The organism is Streptomyces sp. NPDC001450 (genome assembly GCF_053597295.1).
Genome location: NZ_JBSFHY010000014.1, coordinates 1 through 24,670, shown reverse-complemented (window position 1 = coordinate 24,670; position 24,670 = coordinate 1). Strand labels below are relative to the sequence as shown.

23 protein-coding genes are annotated in these 24,670 nt (G+C 72.5%); 8 read left to right on the top strand and 15 right to left on the bottom strand.

What is annotated here, in order from left to right:
* Nucleotide 1: 1 nt before the first annotated feature.
* Nucleotides 2-352 carry a DUF488 domain-containing protein gene (locus tag ACWC5O_RS17385; RefSeq protein ID WP_450587495.1) on the bottom strand — a complete coding sequence of 117 codons (351 nt, stop codon included), beginning with the start codon at nucleotides 350-352 and terminating at the stop codon, nucleotides 2-4.
* Between the two features lie 163 nt (nucleotides 353-515).
* On the opposite strand from ACWC5O_RS17385, the gene ACWC5O_RS17380 reads away from it, so the two are divergent.
* The 4 genes from ACWC5O_RS17380 to ACWC5O_RS17365 all read left to right on the top strand — a co-directional run bounded on the left by ACWC5O_RS17380 (nucleotide 516) and on the right by ACWC5O_RS17365 (nucleotide 5,193).
* Nucleotides 516-1,943, top strand: coding sequence for a M1 family metallopeptidase (locus ACWC5O_RS17380; protein ID WP_450587494.1), 1,428 nt, complete (start codon nucleotides 516-518; stop codon nucleotides 1,941-1,943).
* A gap of 84 nt (nucleotides 1,944-2,027) precedes the next feature.
* Nucleotides 2,028-2,636 carry a hypothetical protein gene (locus ACWC5O_RS17375; protein WP_450587492.1) on the top strand — a complete coding sequence of 203 codons (609 nt, stop codon included), beginning with the start codon at nucleotides 2,028-2,030 and terminating at the stop codon, nucleotides 2,634-2,636.
* A 20-nt stretch (nucleotides 2,637-2,656) separates the two neighbouring features.
* Nucleotides 2,657-3,361 carry a response regulator transcription factor gene (locus ACWC5O_RS17370; protein ID WP_450587490.1) on the top strand — a complete coding sequence of 235 codons (705 nt, stop codon included), beginning with the start codon at nucleotides 2,657-2,659 and terminating at the stop codon, nucleotides 3,359-3,361.
* Nucleotides 3,358-5,193, top strand: coding sequence for a sensor histidine kinase (locus tag ACWC5O_RS17365; RefSeq protein WP_450587488.1), 1,836 nt, complete (start codon nucleotides 3,358-3,360; stop codon nucleotides 5,191-5,193). Before ACWC5O_RS17370 ends, ACWC5O_RS17365 begins: the two co-directional genes overlap by 4 nt.
* Nucleotides 5,194-5,399: 206 nt before the next feature.
* Here the strand turns inward: ACWC5O_RS17365 and ACWC5O_RS17360 are convergent, their stop codons facing one another.
* Entirely contained in the window at nucleotides 5,400-5,648 is a 249-nt protein-coding gene (locus tag ACWC5O_RS17360) for a WhiB family transcriptional regulator (protein WP_450587486.1), read from the bottom strand.
* A 98-nt stretch (nucleotides 5,649-5,746) separates the two neighbouring features.
* Entirely contained in the window at nucleotides 5,747-6,967 is a 1,221-nt protein-coding gene (locus ACWC5O_RS17355) for a saccharopine dehydrogenase family protein (RefSeq protein ID WP_450587485.1), read from the bottom strand.
* A 125-nt stretch (nucleotides 6,968-7,092) separates the two neighbouring features.
* Here ACWC5O_RS17355 and ACWC5O_RS17350 point away from each other — a divergent pair, with 125 nt between their 5' ends.
* Nucleotides 7,093-7,800 (top strand): TetR/AcrR family transcriptional regulator, encoded by a 708-nt coding sequence (locus tag ACWC5O_RS17350; RefSeq protein ID WP_450587483.1) that lies wholly within the window; start codon nucleotides 7,093-7,095, stop codon nucleotides 7,798-7,800.
* 9 nt (nucleotides 7,801-7,809) lie between these two features.
* On the opposite strand, the gene ACWC5O_RS17345 is transcribed toward ACWC5O_RS17350, so the two are convergent.
* Nucleotides 7,810-8,694, bottom strand: coding sequence for a LysR family transcriptional regulator ArgP (locus ACWC5O_RS17345; protein ID WP_450587481.1), 885 nt, complete (start codon nucleotides 8,692-8,694; stop codon nucleotides 7,810-7,812).
* Nucleotides 8,695-8,760: 66 nt separating this feature from the next.
* On the opposite strand from ACWC5O_RS17345, the gene ACWC5O_RS17340 reads away from it, so the two are divergent.
* Together ACWC5O_RS17340 and ACWC5O_RS17335 are read left to right on the top strand one after the other, a co-directional pair.
* Complete coding sequence (locus ACWC5O_RS17340; protein ID WP_450587480.1) at nucleotides 8,761-9,375, top strand: LysE/ArgO family amino acid transporter; 615 nt, start codon at nucleotides 8,761-8,763, stop codon at nucleotides 9,373-9,375.
* A gap of 156 nt (nucleotides 9,376-9,531) precedes the next feature.
* Nucleotides 9,532-10,854, top strand: coding sequence for an MFS transporter (locus ACWC5O_RS17335; RefSeq protein WP_450587479.1), 1,323 nt, complete (start codon nucleotides 9,532-9,534; stop codon nucleotides 10,852-10,854).
* Between the two features lie 15 nt (nucleotides 10,855-10,869).
* Here the strand turns inward: ACWC5O_RS17335 and ACWC5O_RS17330 are convergent, their stop codons facing one another.
* Nucleotides 10,870-11,328: a cyclic nucleotide-binding domain-containing protein gene (locus tag ACWC5O_RS17330; protein ID WP_450587477.1), complete on the bottom strand. Its 459-nt coding sequence runs from the start codon at nucleotides 11,326-11,328 to the stop codon at nucleotides 10,870-10,872.
* 258 nt (nucleotides 11,329-11,586) lie between these two features.
* The gene (locus ACWC5O_RS17325; RefSeq protein WP_450587476.1) at nucleotides 11,587-11,829 is read right to left on the bottom strand and encodes a hypothetical protein; all 243 of its coding nucleotides are present in this window, start codon (nucleotides 11,827-11,829) and stop codon (nucleotides 11,587-11,589) included.
* Between the two features lie 156 nt (nucleotides 11,830-11,985).
* Between ACWC5O_RS17325 and ACWC5O_RS17320 the strand changes: the two genes are divergently transcribed.
* On the top strand, nucleotides 11,986-12,834 hold the full coding sequence (locus tag ACWC5O_RS17320; protein WP_450587475.1) for a SigB/SigF/SigG family RNA polymerase sigma factor: 849 nt from the start codon (nucleotides 11,986-11,988) through the stop codon (nucleotides 12,832-12,834).
* A 7-nt stretch (nucleotides 12,835-12,841) separates the two neighbouring features.
* Here ACWC5O_RS17320 and ACWC5O_RS17315 read toward each other — a convergent pair whose 3' ends face one another.
* The 9 genes from ACWC5O_RS17315 to ACWC5O_RS17275 form a co-directional block, all read right to left on the bottom strand.
* The gene (locus tag ACWC5O_RS17315; protein WP_450587473.1) at nucleotides 12,842-15,058 is read right to left on the bottom strand and encodes an FUSC family protein; all 2,217 of its coding nucleotides are present in this window, start codon (nucleotides 15,056-15,058) and stop codon (nucleotides 12,842-12,844) included.
* A gap of 118 nt (nucleotides 15,059-15,176) precedes the next feature.
* Nucleotides 15,177-15,383, bottom strand: coding sequence for a DUF4287 domain-containing protein (locus ACWC5O_RS17310; RefSeq protein WP_450587471.1), 207 nt, complete (start codon nucleotides 15,381-15,383; stop codon nucleotides 15,177-15,179).
* A gap of 96 nt (nucleotides 15,384-15,479) precedes the next feature.
* Nucleotides 15,480-16,856 (bottom strand): NAD(P)/FAD-dependent oxidoreductase, encoded by a 1,377-nt coding sequence (locus ACWC5O_RS17305; RefSeq protein WP_450587469.1) that lies wholly within the window; start codon nucleotides 16,854-16,856, stop codon nucleotides 15,480-15,482.
* Nucleotides 16,857-17,074: 218 nt separating this feature from the next.
* Complete coding sequence (locus ACWC5O_RS17300; protein WP_450587468.1) at nucleotides 17,075-17,509, bottom strand: ATP-binding protein; 435 nt, start codon at nucleotides 17,507-17,509, stop codon at nucleotides 17,075-17,077.
* Between the two features lie 148 nt (nucleotides 17,510-17,657).
* Nucleotides 17,658-19,562 (bottom strand): AMP-dependent synthetase/ligase, encoded by a 1,905-nt coding sequence (locus ACWC5O_RS17295; protein WP_450587466.1) that lies wholly within the window; start codon nucleotides 19,560-19,562, stop codon nucleotides 17,658-17,660.
* Between the two features lie 188 nt (nucleotides 19,563-19,750).
* Nucleotides 19,751-20,839, bottom strand: a complete 1,089-nt coding sequence (locus tag ACWC5O_RS17290; RefSeq protein ID WP_450587464.1) for a glutamate--cysteine ligase 2 — start codon at nucleotides 20,837-20,839, stop codon at nucleotides 19,751-19,753.
* 92 nt (nucleotides 20,840-20,931) lie between these two features.
* Nucleotides 20,932-23,139: a 1,4-alpha-glucan branching protein GlgB gene (gene glgB / locus ACWC5O_RS17285; RefSeq protein ID WP_450587463.1), complete on the bottom strand. Its 2,208-nt coding sequence runs from the start codon at nucleotides 23,137-23,139 to the stop codon at nucleotides 20,932-20,934.
* A 4-nt stretch (nucleotides 23,140-23,143) separates the two neighbouring features.
* The gene (locus ACWC5O_RS17280) at nucleotides 23,144-24,508 is read right to left on the bottom strand and encodes a maltokinase N-terminal cap-like domain-containing protein (protein WP_450587461.1); all 1,365 of its coding nucleotides are present in this window, start codon (nucleotides 24,506-24,508) and stop codon (nucleotides 23,144-23,146) included.
* 30 nt (nucleotides 24,509-24,538) lie between these two features.
* Nucleotides 24,539-24,670 (bottom strand): alpha-glucosidase C-terminal domain-containing protein (locus tag ACWC5O_RS17275; RefSeq protein WP_356407469.1); only part of this gene is annotated, 132 nt, incomplete at its 5' end.

Sequence of the window (24,670 nt, the reverse complement as noted above, 5' to 3'; positions counted from 1 at the left end):
CTCAGCGCTGCAGCAGGTCCGCCAGCACCGTGGCATGGCTCTGCTCCGGCGTCTTGGACGCCGTCAGCAGCGTCACCGGCCCCTTGCGGGCCGACTCCCTGAGGCCGTCGAGGAGTTCGGCGGCCTCAGGAGTGGTCAGTTCCGCCTCGTAGCGGTCGCGGAACTCCTCGTACGAGCCCTCGCCCGCGTGGTACCAGCGGCGCAGCTCCGTCGACGGCGTGAGCCCCTTGGGCCACTCGTCGATCTGCGCCGCCTCCTTGGCGAGGCCGCGCGGCCACAGCCGGTCCACCAGCACCCGCAGGCCGTCGTCGGTCTCCGGCGGCTCGTAGATCCGGCGCACGCGCACGCTCACGGTCTGGCTCCCCTCGGTCGCGGACGGCTCCGCGAGCGTACTTCGGCCGCCCCGCGACACCCGGCGGCAACGCGGCGTGACTTGACCTGAATGAGGGGGAAACGCAGACAGTCGCGGCCCTAGTCTGTGGGCGAATGATCATCGCCACCCCAAGGGAGCGCCCATGACGGCAGCGCACAGACAGACCTCACCACGACGCACCGCAGTCCTCCGCCGTGAGGCGGTCCTCGCCACCGTCCCCGTCGCCGTGGCGGCACTGCTGGGCGCCGCCGGGCCCGCGTCGGCCGGAACCATAGGCGCGTCCGGCGCCGGCGACCCCTACTTCCCGCTCAGCGGCAACGGCGGCTACCACGTCAAGCACTACGACCTGACGCTCCGCTACGACACCACCTCCCGGCACCTCGACGGCAAGGCGGTCCTCACCGCCCGCGCCACACAGAAGCTGACCCGCTTCGACCTGGACCTCAAGGGGCTGAAGGTCACCGGCGTCACCGTGGACCGCGCCGCCGCCGGTTTCCGCCGCAACGGCCAGGAACTCGTCGTCACCCCGCGTCACGCGCTGCGCAAGGACCAGGAGTTCCGCGTCACCGTCACCTACCACGGCACCCCCAAGGCGGTCACCGACCCGGACGGCTCGGCGGACGGCTGGATCCGCACCGACGACGGGGCGTTCGTCGCGGGCGAGCCGCAGGGCGCGATGACCTGGTTCCCGGGGAACAACCACCCCAAGGACAAGTCGTCGTACGACTTCACGATCACGGTCCCGAAGGGGCGCACCGCCGTCGCCAACGGCGTCCTGCGCGGGCAGCACACCGCGAACGGCCGCACCACCTTCCGCTGGCGCCAGGCCGAGCCCATGGCCGCCTACCTGGCCACCGCCACCGTCGGCAAGTTCAAGGTCGAGCAGTACACCACCCACGACGGCATCCAGGTGTACAACGCCGTCGACGCCCGGGAGGCGCGCGCGGCCGCGCCCGTGCTGAAGAAGCTGCCCTCGGTACTGAAGTGGGAGAGCAAGCTGTTCGGGCCGTACCCGTTCCGCGCGGCCGGCTCAATCGTCGACCACGCACCCGACGTCGGCTACGCCCTGGAGACCCAGAGCCGGCCCGTCTACGACTCGGCGCCCGACCTGAGCACCCTGGTCCACGAGAGCGCCCACCAGTGGTTCGGTGACTCCGTCTCGCTGACCGCCTGGAAGGACATCTGGCTCAACGAGGGCTTCGCGACGTACGCCGAGTGGCTCTACAGCGAGCAGCACGGCGGCGACAGTGCCCAGAAGACCTTCGACGCTCTCTACGCCCGCCCGGCGAACGACGGCCTGTGGGCCTTCCCGCCCGGTGACCCGGGCAGCGGCAAGAACCTCTTCGACACGCCCGTCTACGCCCGCGGCGCGATGGCCCTGCACGAGCTGCGCAAGGCCGTCGGCGACCAGGACTTCTTCCGCATCCTGCACGCCTGGGCGACCGAGCACCGGGCCGGGCACGGTACGACGGCCCAGTTCGTCAAGCTCTCCGAGCGGGTGTCCGGGAAGGACCTGGACGGCCTCTTCCGCACCTGGCTCTACACGAAGGGCAAGCCGAACAAGGCCTAGAGGTGGCCCAGAGGGTCTGCTGCCGGAACCTGACAGGTTGTGGAACCTGACCGGTTCCAAACATGTGTCGGCCAGGGTCGACCCATGATCGATCGCAGAGCCGCCGTCGCTCTCCTCGTCTCCCCGCTGCTGCTCACCGGCTGCGGCGGCGGAGCCGAGGCGACCGAGCGCCGCACCCCCGCCACCCGCACGACGCCGGCGGCCACGCCCACCCCCACGTCCGAGCCCGTGGCGGAGTCGGCGCCCCGGCGCATAGCCGGCCTCGGCCCCAAGATCCACGCCGCGATACCGGACCGCTCCCGGCAGGCCGTCGTCGTCACCGGACGCGGCAGGAACTCCCCGCTCTCCACGGTCGTGCTGCACGAGCGCACCGCCACCGGCTGGCAGGCGGGCACCGAGTGGCCCGCCTGCAACGCGCTGCGCGGCTGGAGCGCCCACCACTCGGCCGGAGACCTGCGTTCCCCCCTCGGCGTCCACACCCACAACCGCAGGCCGGGCACCTCGCCCCTGGACTGGACCCGCCCCCTGGGCCTGCGCCGGGGCGGCGGAGTCTGGTTCCACGTCGACCACGGCGGCCCCGCTCACGGCTGCGTCAGCGTCGCCAAGGCCCACATGAAGGACCTCCTGCGCACCCCCGACCCGGACCGGCATCCGGTGGTCGTCATGGGGTACGCCGGCCGGCTCGCCCTCTGAGCCACCTAGGATCCGAACTCGTGTGCGCGCATGTGCTGGTCGCCGAGGACGACGAGAAGCAGGCCGAACTGATCCGCCGCTCCCTGCTGGCCGAGGGGCACACCGCCACGGTGGTGCACGACGGCGCCGCCGCGCTCGACGCGGCCCGGCGTCTGAGACCCGACCTGGTCGTGCTCGACCTGATGCTCCCGGTGATCGACGGCTTCGGGGTGTGCCGGGTGCTGCGCGGCGGCGACGACCCGGACATCCCCGTGGTGATGCTCACCGCCCGAGCCGCCGAGGACGACGTGCTGCTCGGGCTGGAACTCGGCGCCGACGACTACATGACCAAGCCGTACAGCCCGCGCGAGCTGATGGCCCGGATCCGTACCGTCCTGCGGCGAAGCGGGCGCGGCGTGAGTGTTCGGGACGACGATCCGGTCGTACGGGCAGCGGGGATCAGCGTCGACCCCGTACGGCACGAGGTGCGCTGCGATGGCAAGCCGGTGGAGTGCACGCCGGCCGAGTTCCAGATCCTGCTGGCCATGGCGGGGGAGCCGGACCGGGTGTTCTCCCGGCGGCAGTTGCTGCAGTGCACGCGCGGCTTCGACCGGGCCTCCACCGAGCGGGCCGTCGACGTGCACATCATGAACCTGCGCCGGAAGATCGAGGCCGACCCGCGGCGGCCGGTGCGCCTGGTGACCGTGTTCGGCGTCGGCTACAAGCTGACCGGGGGCCGGCCGTGAAGCGCCGGACACCCCTGCGCAAACGGCTGCTCGTCCGGTTGCTGTCCGTCTCGGCCCTCATCGCCGTCTGCTCGGTGGCGGCCACCGCCTGGCTCGCGGTGACGACCACCACCAGCGCCCTGAAGGAGGAGCAGGGCCAGGACCTCGCCGCCGACAACAGCATCCTCGCCCTGCTCAGCGGGTACGCAGCCGCCCATCCGGACTGGTCGGGCGTCCAGCGCACGGTCCGTGACCTGGCCCGCAGGACCGGCCGGCGCATCGCCCTGACGAACGCCGACCGCACCCTGGTCGCCGACTCCGCGCCGCGCGGCACCCCGCTGCCGCCCCGGCCCGCCGCCACCGTCGACCCCCTGCGCACCGACACCTACACCGACACCGGGAGCCAGCTCAGCGGCATCGACCCCCGGGTGGTGGGCCCGTACCGGGTCACGGCCAAGGAGCGGGATCGGCTGGACGCGCTGGCCGCCAAGCGCAGGCAGTGCTACGAGCACTTCGGCGTCGACGCCACGGTCGTCCGGACCCCGAGCGGCCGCCCCGTGCTCAGCACCCCGGAGGGCACCGACATCACCTATGCCTCGCAGCAGTGCGCGGACGGGCAGCTGAACACCCCCACGCCGACGGAGGAGCAGGCCCTGACCGACCTCACGGCGCTGGCCCGGCCGTGCCTGAAACGGGCGGGACTGGACATCGGCGGCCCGCTGTTCCTCACCTTCGACCCCAGCGCGAGGAATCCGTTCGGCGGCGGCTTCCTGGTGTCCAAGTCCCCCCGGGTGGCCGACAGCAAGGCCGCCGTCCAGGCGTCGCAGAGCTGTGTGCTGAGCGCCCGCCGCATCCAGCTGGAGCCCTATGTCGCCCCGGTCGCCGAGCTGTTCCTCGGCATCGGGGACCAGAACCCCTCCCGCTTCGACATGTCCACGGGCAACAAGGCCAAGGTGGTCGGCGCGGCCGGGCTGGTCCTCGCCGTCACCGTCGCCGTGACCGCCGTCGTCGCCGTACGGCTCGTACGACCTCTGCGCGCGCTGACCGCGGCCGCCCAGCAGCCGCCCGAGCTGCATGTGCGGGTGCCGGTGACCACCCGGGACGAGACCGGCATCCTCGCCGAGGCGTTCAACGACCTGACCGAGCGACGCGAGCGCCTGGAGGCCCAGCGCAAGGCGATGGTGAGCGACATCGCCCACGAACTGCGCAGCCCGCTCACCAACATCCGCGGCTGGCTGGAGGTCGTCCGCGACGGTGTCGTCGACCCGGACCCGGCCCTGCTGGCCTCCCTGCACGAGGAGTCGCTGGTGCTCCAGCGGATCATCGACGACCTGCAGGATCTCGCGGCCGCCGACGCCGGCACCCTGCGCCTGCACCGCGAGCCGCTGCACGCCGGCGATCTGCTCGACCAGGTCGCCGCCGCCCACCGGGTGGCCGCCGACGCCGCCGGGGTCGCCCTGCGCGCCGAGGCCGACGGCACCGCCTGGCTGGACGCGGATCCCGTGCGCATGCGGCAGGCGCTCGGGAACCTGGTCTCCAACGCGCTGCGGCACACCCCCGCCGACGGCACGGTCACCCTGGCCGCACGCCGCGACGGCGAGTCGGTCGTCCTGACCGTCACCGACACCGGCTCGGGCATCGCCCCCGAGGACCTGCCGCATGTGTTCGACCGGTTCTGGCGCGCCGAGAAGTCCCGCAGCCGCCGCACCGGCGGCAGCGGCCTCGGCCTGCCGATCGTCCGCCACCTGGTCGCCGCTCACGGAGGTACCGCGCAGGTGGCGAGCGAGCCGGCAGCCGGAGCGGTGTTCACACTCCGGCTGCCGGCCGCTCCGGCACCGGTGGACGCCCCGTGATCCGGCCACCGGGCGCCTCCTCGGCCGATGCCTTCAGCCGTGTCGAACGGCGGAACGGCGAGGGTGCCGCGGCAGGAGGTGTCGTAGCCCCCGGAGAGGTGATCGAAGTAGCTCACCAGCATCGGTCGGGCGCAGTCGCGCGACCGGTGCGGACCGGGGGCGACCGGTGCGGGGCCAGGGCGAAATGCCGCCGGATCCGCGGCACCCTAGCGCGGGCGCCGCGCCCCCATGCGCCGAGCCCGGGCGCGGCGTTCCGTCTCCGTCGTGCCTCCCCAGACACCCGCGGCCTGTCCGGTGTCCAGTGCCCAGCGCAGGCACTCCTCGCGGACGCCGCAGCGTCCGCACACCGCCTTCGCCCGCTGCGTCTGCACCAGCGCCGGTCCCGTCGTGCCGACCGGGAAGAAGAGGTCGGGTTCCTCGCGGCGGCATGCGGCGCGGTCTCGCCAGTCGTCCATCAACGTCACCTGCGATCGAGGTCGTACCTGCCCCTGGAAGATGCGTACTCGCCTTCGGGTCACCTGTCGATGCGTGGTGAAACAGCTGATACCGGCCGTCACTGTTCCCGGATGCCCCACGGGGAGCCGTACTCGGTCAGCAGGTCGAGGAACGGACGGGCGGGGAAGGCCTCCGGGCCGAGGACACCGGTGCCCGACCAGGCGCCGGTGGCGAGGAGTTCGAGGGCGACGACCGGATTGACCGCCGTCTGCCACACCACCGCCTGACAGCCGTACTCTGTCATGGACCACTGGTTGTCGACCACGTGGTACAGGTACACCTCGCGCGGCGACCCGTCCTTCGTGCCGCGCACCCAGGTGCCCGCGCACGTCTTGCCGTGCATCCGCTCGCCCAGCGTCGCCGGATCGGGCAGGCACGCGGCCACCACGTCACGCGGTGAGACGGCGACCGGTCCGTCCGGGCCGGGCACGGTCACCGGCTCGGTGCGGTCGAGTCCCAGCCGGTGCAGGGTCTTCAGCGTCTCGATGAACTCCCCGCCCAGGCCGTACTTGAAGGTGACGCGCTGCGCACCGACCCAGCGCGGCACCAGCAGCACCTCCTCGTGCTCGACGTTCACGCACTCCACCGCTCCGATGCCGTCCGGGAAGTCGAACACCTCCGGCTCGCTGAACGGGGGCGTGGTGAACCAGCCGCGCCCGGCCTCGTACACGACCGGCGGGTTCAGGCACTCCTCGATGGTGGTCCAGATGCTGAAGGAGGGAGCGAAGTCGTAGCCGTCGACGGTGAGGTTCGCGCCGTCGCGGATGCCGATCTCCTCGATGGTGTCGAAGAGTTCGTCGGCCGCGTACCGGGCGAAGACGTCCGACAGGCCGGGCTCCACGCCCATGCCGACCAGGGCGAGCGCGCCCGCCTTCTCCCACTCCTCGGCGAGCGCGAACTGCTCGTCGCCCAGCTTGACGCCGCACTCCTCGTACGGCCGCGCCGGGTGCGGCCGGGACAGGGACATCGCCATGTCGACATAACCGGCGCCGGCGGCGCGCGCCGCGCGGAACAGGGGCATGACGAAGCGCGGGTCGGTGGCGTTGAGCAGGACGTCGCAGCCGTGGCGGGCGAGCAGCCGGGCCACCCCGGCCTCGTCGGAGGCGTCCACGCGCTCGGCGCGGAACCGGCTTCCGGCGTCGCCGAGGGCCGCGACCGCCGCCTCGGCCCGGGCGGGGTCGTAGTCGGCGACCACCATCAGGTCGAGGAACGGGCGCCGGGCCGCGATCCGGGTGATGGCGGTGCCCACACCGCCGGCTCCCACGAGCAGTACACGCATGACGAAACTCCCTGCCTGACACGAACGTAACGGGGACGGGGCAGGCGCGCCTTGTCCGGAATCAAACGCCCCGGCATGACGTAAGGTCAATGGCGTTGGCATAAGGAGAGCAGAGAGGATCCGCCGTGCCCAAGCCCGTGGTGCCCGAGGAGAAGCGCCGCCGGCGCCGTCCGACCCGCAGCGGCACCGTGCTGTCCGAGCCGCTGATCGTCGAGACCGCGCTGCGTCTGCTGCGCGAGCACGGCAGCACCGGGCTCACCGCGCGCCGCCTGGGCCTCGCCCTGGACTGCGATCCCAGCACGCTGTACCGGTACTTCCGCGGCATGGACGATCTGACCCTGGCCATCGGGGACGCGCTCATCGGTCAGGCCCTGGCGGGCTGGGAGCCGACGGGACAGTGGCGGGCGGACCTGCGGACGATCGGGCTGCGCATCCACGCCGCGTACGTCGCGCACCCGCAGGCGGCGCTGCTGACCGCGAACCGGGTGACCGGGCGCGCCCATGAACTGGCCGCCGACGAGACGGTCCTGGACGTCCTGCGCACGGCCGGGTTCCCGCTGCCGGAGACGGTCCGCGTCTATCACGCCTTCATCGACCAGACGCTGGCCTTCGCCGCCCTCGACTCCGCGTCCCTGGCCCTGCCGAGCGCCTCCCAGCGGGCCGACGAGGACAAGTGGCACTCGACCTACGCCCGGCTGCCCCGCGCCACCCACCCCCGCATCGCCGAGGCGGCCCCGCTGCTGGCCCGGCGCATGGTCACCAGCGCCTACCCGACCGCCCTGGAGATGCTGCTGGACAGTGCGGCCGGGCGGCTCGGCCCACAGGCGCCCTGACCGTCGCCGTCACCGGCGCAGCGCCTCGGCCGCCGTCGCCGTCACCGCCTCGGCCACTGCCGCCAGCGCGGGGGAGTCCAGCTTCCACTGCTGCCAGTACAACGGGACGTCCACCCACTCCCGTGGAGCGAGCACGACGAGGCGGCCCTCGTCCAGCAGCGGCCGGGCCTCGGGCTCCGGGATCATGCCCCAGCCGAGGCCCGCGGCGACCGCGTCGACGAAGCCCTCCGACGACGGCACGTAGTGCCGCAGCAGGCCGGCGCCCGTGCCGCCGAGCCGTCGTACGAAGTCGTCCTGGAAGTTGTCCTTGCGGTCGAAGAGTACGACGGGGGCCTCGGGCAGGAGATCCTGCAGCGGCCCGTCCAGGTACCGCTCGGTGAACCCCGGTGCGGCCGCGGCCAGATACCGCATCCGGCCGAGCGGGCGGACCGAGCAGCCCGGCACCGGGTCGGGCGAGGAGGTCACGGCCGCCATCACCAGGCCCTCGCGCAGCAACGCCGCCGTGTGGGCCTCGTCCTCGCGGTGCAGCTCGTAGCAGAGACCCTCCACCCGGGTGAGCGCTCCCAGGAACCAGGTCGCCAGCGAGTCCGCGTTCACCGCGACCGACACCCGCGTCGGCTCGCCGGCACCGCTCAGGCCCAGCTCGCCGCGCGCGTCCCGCTCCAGCCTGGCCAGCTGCCGGGCGAACCGGACCAGCACCGCCCCGGACTCCGTCGGGCGCACCGGCTTGGTGCGCTGGAGCAGCACCCGGCCGGTGCGCTGCTCCAGCGCCTTGACCCGCTGGCTGACCGCCGACGGCGTCACGTGCAGGGCCGCGGCCGCCGCGTCGAACGTGCCCTCGTCCACCACGGCGAGCAGCGTCCGCACCTGCTCCAGGGGAAGCTCTTCCATCACGATTGCTAAGGATACGTAAGAATCTTTAGCTGTACCTGCAGTGATCATTTGCCTAGCGTCGACGGTATGAACCACGCACTGACCGCCGCGGCCGCCGGATTCGGCACCGGCCTCTCCCTGATCGTCGCCATCGGCGCCCAGAACGCCTTCGTCCTGCGCCAGGGGGTGCGCCGCGACGCCGTCCTCGCCGTGGTCGGCATCTGCGCCCTGTCCGACGCGCTGCTCATAGCACTCGGCGTCGGCGGGGTCGGGGCGGTGGTGGTGGCCTGGCCGGGCGCGGTACGGGCCGTCGGGCTCATCGGCGGCGCGTTCCTGCTGTGCTACGGCGCCCTCGCCGCCCGCCGGGTCCTCAGGCCCGGTACCGGCCTGCGCGCGGAGGGCGAGGCGGTGGGCTCGCGGCGGCGCGCGATCCTGACCTGCCTGGCGATGACCTGGCTCAACCCGCACGTCTACCTGGACACCGTGTTCCTGCTCGGCTCCCTCGCCGCCGACCGCGGCCCGCTGCGCTGGACCTTCGGGCTCGGCGCCGCCGTCGCGAGCCTGTGCTGGTTCGCCGCGCTCGGCTTCGGCGCGCGGCTGCTCGGCCGCTTCCTCGCCCGGCCCACCGCCTGGCGGGTCCTGGACGGCCTGGTCGCCGTCACCATGCTCGCGCTCGGCGCCACGCTCCTCGCCGACTCCTGAGACGCCCGATCCAGAGACGCCCGATCCAGAGACACCGGATCCTGGGACACCGGATCCTGGGACACCGGATCCTGGGACAACGGGTTCGGCAGGCACAGAAGTTGCTGCCATAGTGAGGCTCGAAATCGAAAGATGTATCGAGCAACCAGGAAGCCCGTGGATACGAGCGAGAGCAGCACCGAACCCGACACCGACACCGGCAGTGACACCGGCACCGACAGCCCGGCCGCCCAGGCCCCGCCCCGGCGCGGCTGGCGCCGCTGGGCGATGGACACCCGGCCGCTGCGGATCCCCGCCTACCGGCGGCTGTGGTCGTCGACCATCGTCACCGCCGTCGGCAGCCAGCTGACCGCGGTCGCCGTACCCAAGCAGATCTACGACATCACCCACTCCTCGGCCTGGGTCGGCTACGCCGGCCTCGCCGGTCTGGTGCCCATGGTGGTGTTCGCGCTGTGGGGCGGTGCGGTCGCCGACACGGTGGACCGGCGCAAGCTCCTGCTGGTCACCAACAGCGGGATCGCCGTGACCTCGGTGCTGTTCTGGACACAGGCCGTCACCGGCCTGGACTCCGTCGTGGTCCTCATGCTGCTGCTCGCCGTGCAGCAGGCGTTCTTCGGCCTGAACTCCCCGGCCCGCACCGCCTCCGTCGCCCGCCTCGTCCCGGCCGAGCAGCTGGCGGCGGCGGGCGCGCTCGGTTCGACCGTGATGCAGACCGGCCTCGTCGCGGGTCCGCTGCTGGCCGGTGCGCTGATACCGGTCATCGGGCTGCCGGAGCTGTACCTGATCGACGCGCTGGCCCTCTGCGTCACCGTGTGGGCGGTGTTCCGGCTGCCCGCGCTGCCGCCGCTGGGTGACGGGCCGGCCCGCCGGGCCGGGGTGCGCGAGATCGCGGCCGGGTTCCGCTACATCTCCGGGCACAAGGTGCTGCTGCTCTCGTTCCTGGCCGACATCGTGGCCATGGTCTTCGGCATGCCCCGCGCTCTGTTCCCGCAGCTGGCCGCGCAGACGTACGCCTCCTACGGCGAAGGGCTCGCCCTCGGTGTGCTGTTCGCCGGGATCCCGGTCGGCGCGGTGCTCGGCGGCCTGTTCTCCGGTGTCTTCTCGCGGGCGCGGCGGCACGGCTGGATGGTCATCGGCGCGGTCGTGGGCTGGGGCGTGGCCGTCGCCGGGTTCGGGCTGAGCGGCAACCTCTGGCTGGCCGTGGCCTTCCTCGCCGCCGCCGGGATCGCCGACATGGTCTCCATGGTGTTCCGCGGCGCGATCCTGCTCTCCGCCGCGACCGACGAGATGCGCGGCCGGATGCAAGGGGTGTTCACCGTGGTCGTCGCGGGCGGTCCGCGCCTGGCCGACGTGCTGCACGGCACCACGGGCTCGGCGTTCGGCCCCCGGGCGGCCGTGGTGGGTGGCGGCGCGCTGGTGGTGGCGGTCATGCTGGGGCTCGCCGCGGCGGTCCCGGCGCTGCGCCGCTACCGCATCTGAGGGCTCGGACAGGCTCTAGAGCGGGCCGCTGCGCCGCCGGATCGTGTACTGCTCCATCAGCTTGCCACGGGTCGTCTCCAGGCGGTGGGCGAGGACCTCGGCGACCGTGCGCACCAGCGACAGCCCGAGCAGTGGGTCCTCCACGCACAGCGCCAGCACCGACGGCCCGTCGAACTCGTAGGCCCGGACGTTGCTGAAGGCCACCGCGCCGAAGTCCCACTCGTACGGCGGGAACAGCCAGGACCAGCCGAGCATGTCGCCCGCGCCGAGCGTGGCCACGGTGATCCGTTGCCGGGAGGTGACCTGCTGGTCCAGGTGGACCGCGCCGGAGCGGATCACCCAGAAGCGGTCGGCGGTGCCGCCCGCCTCGAAGATGCGGGTGTCCTCCGGGAAGGAGACCTCCTTGGCCAGCTCCATCAGCCGCTCGCGCTGGGCCTGCGGGAGGGCGGTCAGCAGTTTTATCGCTTTGGTCATGGCGCGGCACTCCTCGCCGGCAGCGGTTCGGGTGGTTTCCCCAAGCCCATTTCAGCCGCTGCCGCCGTCCGGGGCACCTCGAAGGAAGCGGGTTTCTGTCGGGGATGTGCCGTGGAGGCATGAAAAAGCCCTGGCTGGACGGGGGAAGCCAGCCAGGGCCGTGTGCGGTGGTAAGGGAGGACGGTTACGGTCGACTCCGTCACCACTTATGGATGAACGGTAAACCATCTCCTGGGAATTCACCCAATCGGGAGCGGGTCACGTGACCTGTTTCACTCCGGCCGGCGCCAGGGGTGGTCCGCCCGGGTCGACCACCTCATCGAGTACCAGCCGCACCGCCTCGTACGCCAGCGCCCGCGCGGACGCCTCCCTCGCCCCGTCCGGATCGGTCACCGTCAGCCCCCGCGCCCGCTCCCGGCAGGCTCGTTCCCGCTCGGCCGCGCGGTCCCGGCCCAGCCGGATGCGCCGCAACAACTCGTCCGCGTCCACACAGTCGGTCATGTGGTCCGGGTACCCGGCCCGCGCCCGCTGATCCCAGTACCGCCGTGCCGAAGCCGGCTGCCGAAGTTCCGGCAAGCGGCGTTTGCCACCCGGGCGGACGGGCAGGCGCACCCCCAGTCCGCCCGCGCTGAAGCCACCTCTCAGGAGCGATTGCGCATGCTGACCGACACGTTGACAAGCCGTACGGGTACGCCCGACACCGACTCCGTCGCCTCGGTGCGGCGGACCCATGACGACGCCCCCGACACCGCGGCCGTCTTCGCGCGGCTCGTGGAACTGGACGACGGCCCCGAACGGGACGCCGTGCGCGACGAACTGGCGGCCGAGTGGCTGCCCATGGCGCACCGGATCGCCGGCCGGTTCCGCGACCGCGGGGAGTCCACCGAGGATCTGCGCCAGGTGGCCGCACTAGGCCTGGTCAAGGCCATCGACCGGTACGACCCCTCCCGGGGGGCCTTCGAGAGCTATGCCGTGCCGACCATCACCGGCGAGGTGAAACGGCATTTCCGGGACCGGATGTGGGCCGTGCGGGTGCCCCGCCGGGTGCAGGAGCTGCGCAACCGGGTGCGCCTGGCCCGCCGCGAACTCACCCAGCACCCCGGTGCGCCCGAACCCACCGCCGCCGACATCGCCGCGCACACCGGCCTCACCGAGGGCCAGGTCACCGAGGGCCTCGAGGCGCTGGAGAGCTTCAGCACCCTCTCGCTGGACGCCGAGCTGTCCACCGGCGACGACGGCCACAGCCTGGCCGACACGCTGGGTGCCACGGACTCCTCGTACGAAGTCGTCGTCGACCGCGAGGCCGCCAAGGAGGGGCTGCGTCAGCTGCCCGAGCGGGAGCGGGCCATCCTCTACATGCGCTTCTTCGAAGACATGACGCAGAGCCGCATCGCCGACCGGCTCGGCATCTCCCAGATGCACGTCTCCCGGCTCATCAGCCGCAGCTGCGCCCGCGTACGTGCCGTGGCACTCGGACAGCGGCAGGGCGGCCGGACCACCCCGTGACCGGCCGTCACTTCTTCGACCGCTCCCGCGCGATGCCCAGCGGCCGGGCCAGACCCGACACCGCCTCGTCCAGGCGCTGCAGATGCCGCAGCACCCGGTCGGTCACCCGGCCGTAGCGCGGGGTGCGCAGGGTGCCCGGCTCCAGCATCGACGCGATGCTGGGTCCGGTCTCGATCCCCGCCGCCGAGCGGGGGTCCGCGACGTGCGCGGCGATCGCCTCGATGTTGTGCACGATCCGCCGCCCGACCCCGCGCAACCGGGGATCCGCCGCGATCGACGGGTGCGTCGGCAGCAGCTCGGCCGTGGCCGCGAGCGAACGCGCGTGGTAGGCGCAGGTCTCCAGCAGGGCCACCACGTACCGGGCGGTGTCCCGGCGGCCGCGCTGCGGGGCGATCGGGTGGGTGAGCGGCTGGGTGGCGGCGCGCAGGTCGGCCAGCGCCTGGTCCAGGTCGCGCGCCTGGTCCACCAGGTCGGCCGGCGGCGCGCCGCTCAGCTGGTCCATGGCGGCCCGGGTGACGTCCGCCAGCTTCTCGAGGACGTCGACGAGCAGGTCGTTGGTGCGCCGGTCGGTGTGGACCGGCAGCACCACAGCCGCCGCGATCATCCCGCAGGCCGCGCCCAGCGCCGTCTCCTCCACGCGCAGCACCAGCACCGACACGCTGTAGGTGCTCAGCAGCGTGTACAGCAGCCCCAGCATCGCCGTCACGAAGAACGACATCAGCGTGTAGGACAGGGGCGCGGTGAAGAACATCGCGAAGATGCACAGCAGCACCAGCGCGAACGCCGTCCAGGTGTGATGTCCGACGAGTCCCGCGAGACCGATGCCGGCCACCACGCCGAGGACCGTGCCGACCAGCCGCCGGTAGCCCTTCACCAGGATCTCGCCGGTGGACGCGGTGTTCAGGAAAACGATCCAGCAGGTCAGCACCGCCCAGTACCAGCGCTGGCTGGACAGCAGCTCACCGCCCACGATGGCGAGGGCCGAACCGACGGCCACCTGCACGGCGGCCCGGGTGGTGGGCCGGCCGAGCCCGGTCGGCTCCGGCTTCTCGGCCTCGGCCTCCTCGCCGCTCTCGATGGCGGCGTCCTCGGCGTCCAGCTCCTCGCGGGACCGGGCCGTCGCCGGCGTGTCGTCGGACTCGTCCTGCGGCCCGTCCAGGGCGATCCGCAACCCGAGGACGGCCCGCGCGGCCTCGCCGAGACCCCGGAAGACGTCCTGTACGGCCGGGGACGCCTCGGGCAGGTTCTCCTCCTCGCGGTAGCCGAGCAGTCGGTTGCGCGCCTGCGCCTGCGCCGTCCCCGAGGCCTCGCCGACCGGCCGCAGCACCAGCAGGCGCAGCGCCTCCAGGTCCCGGCGCAGCACCGCCGTCGCCTCGTCCCGCACCGGCAGCTCGCCGCCGGACGGGAGCGGCGCGCCGGGCAGGTGCAGGGTGAGCGTGTCCGTCCGTTCGGCGCTGCGCGCGGTGAGCAGTAGCAGGCCGAGCCGCTCGGCGGCGATCTCGGCGTCGGCGATGCGCCGCTGCAGCAGCCGTGCCGTCGCCTCGTCGGCGGTGCCGTCCTCCAGCCGGCCCTGGATCATCAGCGCCGTCTCGTGCAGCCGGGCGGTGCCGGTGCGCAGGTGCTCCAGCACCTTCTCGGCCTCGTCGGGTCCGGCGTCCAGCAGCTCTGTCTGGGCCGCGATCAGCTGCCCGAGCCGGGCCCGGAAGGCCCGGCGCAGCCGGTCGAGGGTGCCCGCCGGGGTCACGGGCAGCAGGACGAAGCGGGCGGTGGCGCTGCACACGAACGCCACGGTGATCACGCCGTACAGGGCCGGCAGCGTGGACGAAGTCGCGTGTACGAACAAGGAGAGGAAGTAGATCTGGAAGCCGATGAGGCCCAGCGCCGTGCCGCGGTCGCCGAACCGGCGGCCGTAGACGGCACAGAAGATGAGGACGACGAAGAACACGTCGCCCACGACGACCCGCTGGTTCAGCAGCGCGCCCAACGACACCGAGGCGAGCGCCACCGGCAGGCCCAGCGCGAGGGTGACGGCCTGCCGGGAACGCTGCTTCTCCCGGAGGGCGAAGGTCGCGACCATCGACGCCATGGCGCCCGCGACGAGCTGGGGGACCGGGACCCGCAGCAGGGCCAGCACGGCGAGGGTGAGGACGATGGCGGCCACCGTACGCAGGCCCGCGGTGAGCCGCAGCAGCCCGGGATCGGACGCCGCGAGCCGGTCCCACATCCGTGCCCACCCCGACCGCACCGCTGCCCTCACGCCGCCGCGCTCTCTCCCGTGCCAGAACTTGATCTCCGCCCCAGCATGGCACGGCGGTCCGGACCACCGGCCCTCGGCCGACCTGCTACGCGCCTTCGGCCAGCGTGTACGCGACGAGCGCGTTGGCGTGCCCGTGCCCGAGGCCGTGCTCGGACTTCAGCCAGGCCACCAGCTCCATGTGCTTGGCCGGCGAGGAACGGATCAGCTCCTGCCATTCGGCGACCGGACGGCCGTACTTCTTCTCGATCGAGGGGAAGTAGCTCGCCGGGCCCGTCACGGTCTTCTCGGTCATGGTGGTGTGTCCCATCCGTGTGACGCGTACTGATCACCAGAGAAGACCGCCGACCGACCGGGAAGTGATCGGCGATCTTCGGTGATCTGGGTCACATCAGGAAGTCTCGGCAGCCCCGCCCTCCACCTGGGCGCGGACCTGTTCCGGTGTCAGATAGGAGTCCGTGTACTCGAAGTCCTTCAGCCGGGCCGGCTTGCGGGACTGGAAGCCGGTGCGCACGAAGTCGTCGCCGGCGACCGCGTTCAGCAGCCAGTTGGTCATGACACGGGTCTTGGCGACGTTGGTGCGCAGCGCCGACCAGTGATAGCCGCGGGCCACCGCCTGCGCGGGCACGCCCCGCAGCTCGATGCCCAGCGGCTTGGACACGGCGTCCTTGCCGCCGAGGTCCACGACGAGGCCCAGGTCCTTGTGCGCGTACGGCACCAGCGGCTCGTTGCGCAGGGTCGCGATGACGTTGTCGGCGACCTTCCGGCCCTGGCGCATGGCGTGCTGGGCGGTGGGCGGACAGACCGCGTTCTCCTCGTCCTTGGCCTTGTCGGGCACGGCTGCCGCGTCGCCGAGCGCGAACACCCCGTCCTGACCGGGCAGGGCCATCTCGGCGGTGACCGCGAGCCTGCCGCGTACCGTCTCCGCGCCGAGCGTGGCGATCAGCGGGCTCGCGACCACACCGGCCGTCCAGATCAGGGTGTGGGTCGGCACCACCCGGCCGTCGGTGAAGGTGACCTCCTCGGCTCCCGCCTTGTCGATCGACACGCCCAGCGAGACGTCGATGCCGCGCCGCCGCAGGATCTCCTGGGCGCTGCGGCCCAGCTTGTCGCCCAGCTCCGGCATGAGCTTGGGCGCGATGTCGATGAGGTGCCACTTGATCAGGTTCGGGTCGAGGCGCGGATAGCGCTGCACGGCCGCGTGCGTGAGCCGTTGCAGACAGGCCGCGGTCTCGGTGCCCGCGTATCCACCGCCGACCACCACGAACTGCAGCCGCGCGGCCCGCTCGGCCGGATCGTCGCTGGCGTCCGCGAGGTCCAGCTGCGTGATGACGTGGTCGCGGATGTAGGCGGCCTCGGCGAGGGTCTTCATCCCGAAGGCGTGCTCGGTGAGCCCCGGGATGTCGAAGGTGCGGGTCACGCTGCCCGGCGCCAGCACGAGGTAGTCGTACCGCTCGTTGACGATGTCGCCGGTGATGGTGCGGACGACGCAGACCTTGGACTTCAGGTCCACGCCGATCGCACCGCCCGGGATGATCCGGGTGCGGTACTTCTTGCTGCGGCGCAGCGAGACGGCGATCGACTGCGGTGTCAGCACACCGGAGGCGACCTGGGGCAGCAGGGGGAGATAGAGCTGGTAGGCGTACGGCGTCACCAGCGTGACGTCGGCCTCGTCCGGGGCGAGTTTCCGCTCCAGGCGGCGGACGCACTCGACTCCGGCGAAGCCTGCGCCAACCACCAGGATCCTGGGTCGTGTCACGGTGCTCATCCCTTTCTGCGGCTCCAGGCGGTCCGACTCGACACCGTTCGCGTGCCCGGGATCGCTGCGGCCACACCGATCCCACCGTGCCCCGAGCCGTTCCGCCAGCTGGGTGCGGCAGGCAGACGAACGCGTGGGCACCAGCATGCCCCTGCTGGGGGCAGGAGTAACCCGATCTCGCACAGATACACGTCGTACTCCTGGACGCCACACCGCGGCGTCCCCGCTCACCAGGGCAGGAACACGTGGATGTCCTTGCCCTGGTCCTCGACGACGACGCTCACCTGACTGCACAGCGTGTGCACCAGGTGCCAGCCGATCCCGCCGCCGCCCGCACTCGGCCGGAAGGGCCGCGGCTCGGGCCGGGTGGTGCTGGTGTCGTGCATCGTCACGTGCACCCCGTCGAAGGTGCGGCGCATCCGCAGACCGAAGGGCCCGGGGGCGTACTGGACGGCGTTGGCGGCCAGTTCCGTGACGACCAGCAGGATGTCGTCCCAGTACTCGGGCGTGCCGGGTGGCACGTCCCGGGCGAGGGCGCACAGGAACTCCTCCGCGGCGAGCCGCGCCCCCGTCACATTGCGCAGCTCACCCTGGAAGGAGAACGCCCGCTCGGCCCACTCCTCCGAGGGCGGTGTGTCGTCCCCAAGCGGCTCCGTCGCCATCTCGCATTCCCAGGCCCCGTCCGGTCGGGGCGGGCGGCCCCTCGCGACCAGGGCGGTCGTCGTTGCTGATCACTCCACTGCTGCCGGGTTCCCCGAGCAGGGCCGGGTTATCCGTCCGCCGGCCGACTGGGCTCCGTACCGGCACCTCCTAGCGGAAGACGTTGTCCGACTCGTCCCAGTCGGCCGTCTCCTCAGGACCCGGCCGCCACGCCGCGCGGGACCGGGCCTCGTACATCGCGTCGATCTCGGCGGCGTAGTGCCGCGCTATGGCGTCCCGGCGCAGCTTCATGGACGGCGTCAGCAGCCCGTTGTCCGGGGCGAACGGCTCCGGGAGGACGCGGTAGACCCTGATGGACTCCGAGCGGGACACCGAGCTGTTGGCCGACGCGACGGCCCGCGCGATCTCCTCCCTGAGCGCGTTCTCCTCCCGGGCCTCCCGGCTCGGGGACTCGCCCTGCAGGGCCAGGCCGGCCCGCCAGTGCGCGAGGAACTCCGGGTCCAGCGTGATCAGGGCCCCCACGCAGGGCCGGTCGTCGCCGACGACCACCGCCTGGTGCACCAGCGGATGCATGCGCAGCCGCTCCTCCAGCGGGGCCGGTGCCACGCTCTTGCCGCTGCTGGTGACGATCACGTCCTTCTTGCGGCCGGTGATCGTCAGATAGCCCTCGGAGTCCAGCCGTCCGATGTCGCCGGTGGCCAGCCAGCCGCCGTACAGCGCGGCCCGCGTCCGCGCCTCCTCGCCGACGTAGCCCTGGAACACCGACGGGCCGCGCACCAGGATCTCCCCGTCGTCGGCCACCTGGACCTCGGTGCCGGGCAGCGGCCGGCCCACGGTCCCGGACTTCTCCCGGCCCAGCGGCTGCATGGTGATCCCGCCGGAGGTCTCCGTCAGCCCGTAACCGTCGTGGAGGTACAGCCCGATGCCCTCGTAGAACAGGGACAGTTCCCGGCTGAGCGACGAGCCGCCCGAGGTGCCCCGCACGGCACGCCCGCCGAGCGCGGCCCGCAGCTTGCGGTACACCGTCCGCTCGTACAGGGCGTGTTGCAGCCGCAGATCGAACCCGGGACCCGGCCCGAGGCCCAGCCGCCTGCGCTCCTCCGCCTCGGCGAAGTCCCGGGCGGTCTGTGCCGCCCGCTCGAACAGCGCACCCCGGCCCGCCTGCTGAGCGGTCCTCAGGAAGGTCTTGTACAGCTTCTCGAACACCGACGGCACGCCGTACAGGTACGTCGGCCGGAACGTGCCCAGCGCCGATGCGAGGGCCTCCGCCGTCATCTCCGGCTCGTGCGCCATCAGGACCCCGCCGCGCACGCACAGCACCTGGATCATGAGCCCGTACACATGGGAGAAGGGCAGGAAGGCGAGCACCGACGGCTGTTCGCCCGGGGGTGCCGCGGTGTGCCCCCAGCCGGCGAGCAGGATGTCGCACGGGTGGGCCAGGCCGCGGTGGCTCAGTGCGCAGCCCAGCGGACGGCTGGTGGTGCCCGAGGTGTAGGCGATGGCCGCCGTCGCGTCCGGCAGCACGATCCGGCGCAGCGAGTCCACCGTGGTCAGCGGGATGACCGCGCCCTGCTCGGCCAGCCGGGCCAGAGCGTCCGCGTCCAGTTGCCAGACGTGCTTCAGCCGCGGCAGCCCCGCGCACACGGTGCCGACCGTCATGATGCCCTGCTCGTCCTCGACCACGACGGCCACGCAGCCGGCGTCCCGCAGGATCCACTCCACCTGGTCCCGCGAGGACGCCGGGTGGATCGGGACCACCTCCGCGCCGACGGTCCACAGCGCGTGGGCGAACACCGTCCACTCGTAACGGGTCCGCGCCATCAGGGCCACCCGGTGGCCCGGGGAGATCCCCGAGGCGATCAGGCCCTTGGCCAGGTCGACCACTTCGTCCCGCACCTCGACCGCCGTCACCTCCTCCCACACGCCGGGCGCCGCGTCCGTGCGCCGCGCGAGCAGCGGCAGCGTCGGATTCCGGTCCGCGGTCTCGAAGATGCTGTCGGCGAGCCCGCCGGTCAGCGGCGGTACGGCTGCTGGAGCGAGGGCGTCGTCGCGCATGCGCTGCTCCCGAGGTGTACGGAGGGTGACTCCGCCGGTCGGCTCAGTTGCCGGCGGTGCTCGAATGTAGCCCAGGCAAGCGGTTTCGGGGCCAGGAACAGGCAAGTCGTGATCGGCTGATGATCTGCGCGTGTCCAGAGGCCGTTGAGCACACGAGTCACCCGAACCCCGACCCCGGCGGACAGGCCCTAGTCCTGGGTGTGCCGCACACACGCGGTCACGACGTCCCGCAGGCTGCCCGTGCGCTCCATGAGCAGCCGCTGCTCGCGGGCGCCGTTGCCCCGGCGCAGCACCCTGGCGACGGCCTCCTCGACGCCGGCCGCGTCACCGCTGTCGGTGAGCGCGTCCCCGGTGTGCTCCAGCAGCGCGTACAGCACCTCCGCCGCGGGCCGGGGCAGCATGGTCTCGGGGTCCAACAGCTCCTCGTCCAGGCCGGACCGGGCGGCCTGCCAGGCCGCGAGCCGCAGCAGGCTCACACTGTGGTCGAGCGGCGGCCGGCCCGCCCGCCACTCGCGTGCCGCCGTCTCCACCAGGGCACGGGCCAGCGTGGCGATCAGGACGGTGGTGTCCGCGCGCAGGCACACGTCCGCCACCCGGATCTCCACCGTCGGGTAGCTCGCGGACAGGCGCGCGTCGAAGTACAGCATCCCCCGGTCGAGGATGACCCTGCTGGCCACCATGTCCCGCACCAGCCGGTGGTACCGCTCGGCCGAGCCGAACAGCTCGTTCGGCCCAGCCTGCGGCCAGCGCCGCACCACCCGGCTGCGGTAGCTGACGTAGCCGGTTTCCCGGCCCTGCCAGAACGGCGAGTTGGCGCTCAGCGCCAGCAGCACCGGATGCCACGGCCGGATCCGGTCGAGGACGGCGACGCCCTCCTCGTCGGACTCCACCGAAACATGCGCGTGACACCCGCACACGAGCTGGTCCTGGGTGGTCATCCCGTACCGGCCGGCCATCCACTGGTAGCGCTCGTGCAGGGTGAGCGCGGGGGTGACCGGCATCGGGTACGTGGCGAGCGCGGCGACCGCGCAGCCGATCTCGCCGGCCAGCCGGGACGCCTCCTTGCGGCAGCGCACGATCTCGGCACCGAGGTCCGCCATGTCCGCCTGCGGATGCGTGGCGAACTCCAGCATCTGCCCGAACAGCTCCTTCTGGAACACGTCCTGTCCGGGATCGTCCTCGGTGGCACGGGCGAGGACTGCGGCCGACAGCGGCTTCGGCTCCCCGCTGTCCGGGTCGACCAGAAGGAGTTCCTCCTCCACTCCGACAGTGCGCACGTGGGCCGCCCTTCTGTTCGCGTGACGAGGAGCAGTCGTAGGTCTGTACGACCCTGACTGCCCCTCGGAGTGGGCAGCCGACACCTGCGGGTTCAGCGCACGGGCGTCAACCAGACAGTGGCGAGCGGCGGCAGCGTGAGCCGGAGGAACCCGTCCTCGGGCTTGAGCGCTCCCGGAGCGCCGACGCCGACACCGCTGCCGCCGTAGCGCGCGTCGTCCGTGTTCAGAGCCTCCTGCCAGGCGGGGACCTCGTCAGGCACCCGGAGACGGTAGTCGCCACGGACGACGGGGGAGAGGTTCGACACCGCCAGCAGAGGGGATCCCTCGGTGTCGAACCGCAGGAACGCGAAGACATTGTCGTCCGCCGCGTCACACAGCACCCACCGGAAACCGCCCGGATCCGTGTCCCGCTGCCACAGCGCCGGGGTGGCCCGGTACAGCGTGTTCAGCTCCCGGACGAGGTGCTGTACGCCCCGGTGGTCCCCCGCGGAGTGGTAGTCCTCGTCCAGCAGCCACCACTCAGGGCCGTGCGCCTCGGACCACTCGGCGCCCTGGGCGAACTCCTGGCCCATGAACAGCAGTTGCTTGCCGGGGTGGGCCCACATGAAGGCGAGGTAGGCGCGGTGGTTGGCCCGCCGCTGCCACCAGTCGCCCGGCATCTTCGACACCAGGGCCTGCTTGCCGTGCACGACCTCGTCGTGGGAGATCGGCAGCACGTAGTTCTCGGTGTAGGCGTACACCATCGAGAAGGTCATCTCGTTGTGGTGGTACTTGCGGTGCACCGGCTCGTGCTGGATGTACTCCAGCGAGTCGTGCATCCAGCCCATGTTCCACTTCAGCCCGAAGCCGAGCCCGCCGCTGTCCGTCGGCCGGGTCACCCCGTCCCAGGCGGTGGACTCCTCGGCGATGGTCACCACCCCGGGGCAGCGGCGGTAGACGGTGGCGTTCATCTCCTGCAGGAAGGCCACCGCGTCCAGGTCCTCCCGCCCGCCGAAGACGTTCGGCGCCCACTGCCCGGAGTCCCGCGAGTAGTCGAGGTAGAGCATGGAGGCCACGGCGTCCACCCGCAGCCCGTCGATGTGGAACTCCTCGCACCAGTACACGGCGTTGGCGACGAGGAAGTTGCGCACCTCGGTCCGCCCGTAGTCGAACTCGTACGTGCCCCAGTCCGGATGCTCGGCCCGCCGCCAGTCCCCGGGTTCGTACAGCGGGTCACCGTCGAACCTGCCCAGCGCCCAGTCGTCCTTGGGGAAGTGGGCCGGCACCCAGTCCATGATCACGCCGATACCGGCCCGGTGCAGCGCGTCCACCAAGTACTTGAAGTCGTCGGGGGAGCCGAGGCGGGGCGTGGGCGCGTAGTAGGAGGTGACCTGGTAGCCCCAGGAGCCACTGAAGGGATACCCCGCCACCGGCATCAGCTCGACATGGGTGAAGCCCATCTCCTTCACGTAGGCGGGGAGTTCGTCCGCCAGCTGGCGGTACGTCAGCCCCGGGTGCCAGGAGGGCAGATGGACCTCGTACACGGAGAACGGCGCCCCGTGGACGGGCGTGTCACCCCGGTGGGCCATCCAGTCCGCGTCGTCCCACTCGTACCGCGACACCGCCACGACCGAGGCGGTCGCGGGCGGGACCTCCGTACGGCGGGCCATCGGGTCCGCCTTCAGGAACCGGTCGCCGTGGCGGGAGGTGATCTCGAACTTGTACCGGGCGCCCTCGCCGATGCCCGGCAGGAACAGCTCCCACACGCCCGACGCGCCGAGCGACCGCATCGGGTACTGCGTGCCGTCCCAGTACGTGAAGTCGCCCGCGACCCGCACCCCTTGGGCGTTCGGCGCCCACACGGTGAAGCGGGTGCCCGCGACTCCCTGATGGGTCATGGGCTCGGCGCCGAGCGCCCGCCACAGCTGCTCGTGCCGGCCCTCGCGGATGAGGTGCAGGTCCAGCTCGCCGAGGGCGGGCAGGAAGCGGTACGGATCCTCCACCTCCTGCTCACCGTCGTCGTAGGCGACATGCAGCGTGTACGACGGGATCTCGTCGTACGGCAGCACGGCGGCGAACAGACCGCCGCCCTCCGACGGCAGCGCGCTGTGCATCCCGTCGACGACGACGCTGACCTTGCGGGCGTTCGGGCGCAGCGCCCGGAACAGCGTGCCGCCCGGCACCGGGTGGGCGCCCAGCAGGGCGTGCGGGTCGTGGTGCGCGCCGCCGAGCAGACGGTCGCGGTCGCCCTGGCCGAGCGGGACGGCCGCGGACGGTGCGGGTCCCGCGGGCCGGGGAAGTGCGGTGTCGTTCCGTGTCATGACGTCAGCCTCCCCACACCGCGAGCCGCTGGATCGCGGCCATCGGAACCGGCAGCCAGTCCGGACGGTGTCTCGCCTCGTACAGCACCTCGTACACCGCCCTGTCCGTCTCGTGCGCGCGCAGCAGCGCGTGCTTCTTGCGTGGATCCCACCCGGCGCGGGCCGCGTAGCCCGCGCAGAACGCCTCGCGGCAGCGGCTCGCCCACTCCGGCCGCCAGGGGCGGCGCTGCCGGGCCGCGTAGTCGAAGGAGCGCAGCATCCCGGCCACGTCCCGTACCGGCGACTGCGCGGCCCGCCGCTCGGCCAGCGGCCGGGACGGCTCGCCCTCGAAGTCGATGACGAACCAGTCGCGCCCTGCCTGCAGCACCTGCCCGAGGTGCAGGTCGCCGTGGATGCGCTGGGCCGGAGGCCCGGTGTCGCACGTGGCCAGCGCGCCGAACGCGGCCCGCAGGCCCGGTACGAAGGGCCGCAGCGCAGGCACCGCGTGCGTGGCCGCGTCCAGTCGCGCGCACATCGCCTCCGCGGTACGGCCGTTCTCGCCCGGTCCGGCCGGCGGGAAGGCGTCGGCCAGCGCGAGGTGCACCTCGGCCATGGCCCGGCCCAGCTCCCGGGCCTCGGCGGTGAAGTCGTCTCCCGTGGCGAGCGCGCCCAGCGCCAGCGTCCAGCCGTCGGTGGCGTCCGGCAGGAACGGCTGCAGGACGCCCAGCGTGGCCGGGCTCGGAGCGCTCGTGCTGAACCAGGCGACCGGCGCCGGCACCCGCGCACACCCCTGCGCGGCCAGCGCGCCCGGCACCTCGAGGTCGGGGTTGACGCCCGGCTGGATGCGGCGGAAGAGCTTCAGGATGTACGCGTCGCCGTAGACGATCGACGAGTTGGACTGCTCGGCGTCCAGCAGCCGCGGCGGGAGGCCGCCGGGCAGACGGACGCCCGGGGCCTTCTCGAAGCGCAGCGGACCCGACGTGCCGGGCTGCCGCAGCCGCTCCAGCAGCAGATGGGCCGAGCGCGGGTCCTGCAGGGCGTCGTACACGGCGAGGCCGGCGAACGGACCCTCGCCGACACGGCCGACGTACGCCCGCTCCAGCCGCGGTGCGAGGTGCTCGCGCACGCCCAGGAGCAGCTGGTAGCAGTCGCCGGGCGGCGGCGTGCCGCCGGGGGTGGGCACCGGCGCGTGCGAGGCGTGGACCAGCAGGTGCAGACATCCCGGGAACAGCTCGCTCATGGACAGCAGCGACAGATCGGTGACGGGCCGGTCCTTGCCCGCGAACCAGCGCTGCAGGGGCAGCCATTCGCGCAGCAGCCCGCTCAGCGAGGCCAGGGGCCGGTCGGTGCCGGTCGCGGCTCTCGGCCGGGGGGTGATGGTCTTCGGCATGGTCACGCGTCCTTTCCTCGGCGCCGGTGCTCAGCGGCGGCGGCCGATGCGGGATGCGACTCGGGTGAGCCGGAACCAGTAGAAGCCGTGGCCCGCGAGGGTCAGCAGGTAGGGCAGTTCACCGATGGCGGGGAAGCGCACGCCGCCGATCAGCTCGACGGG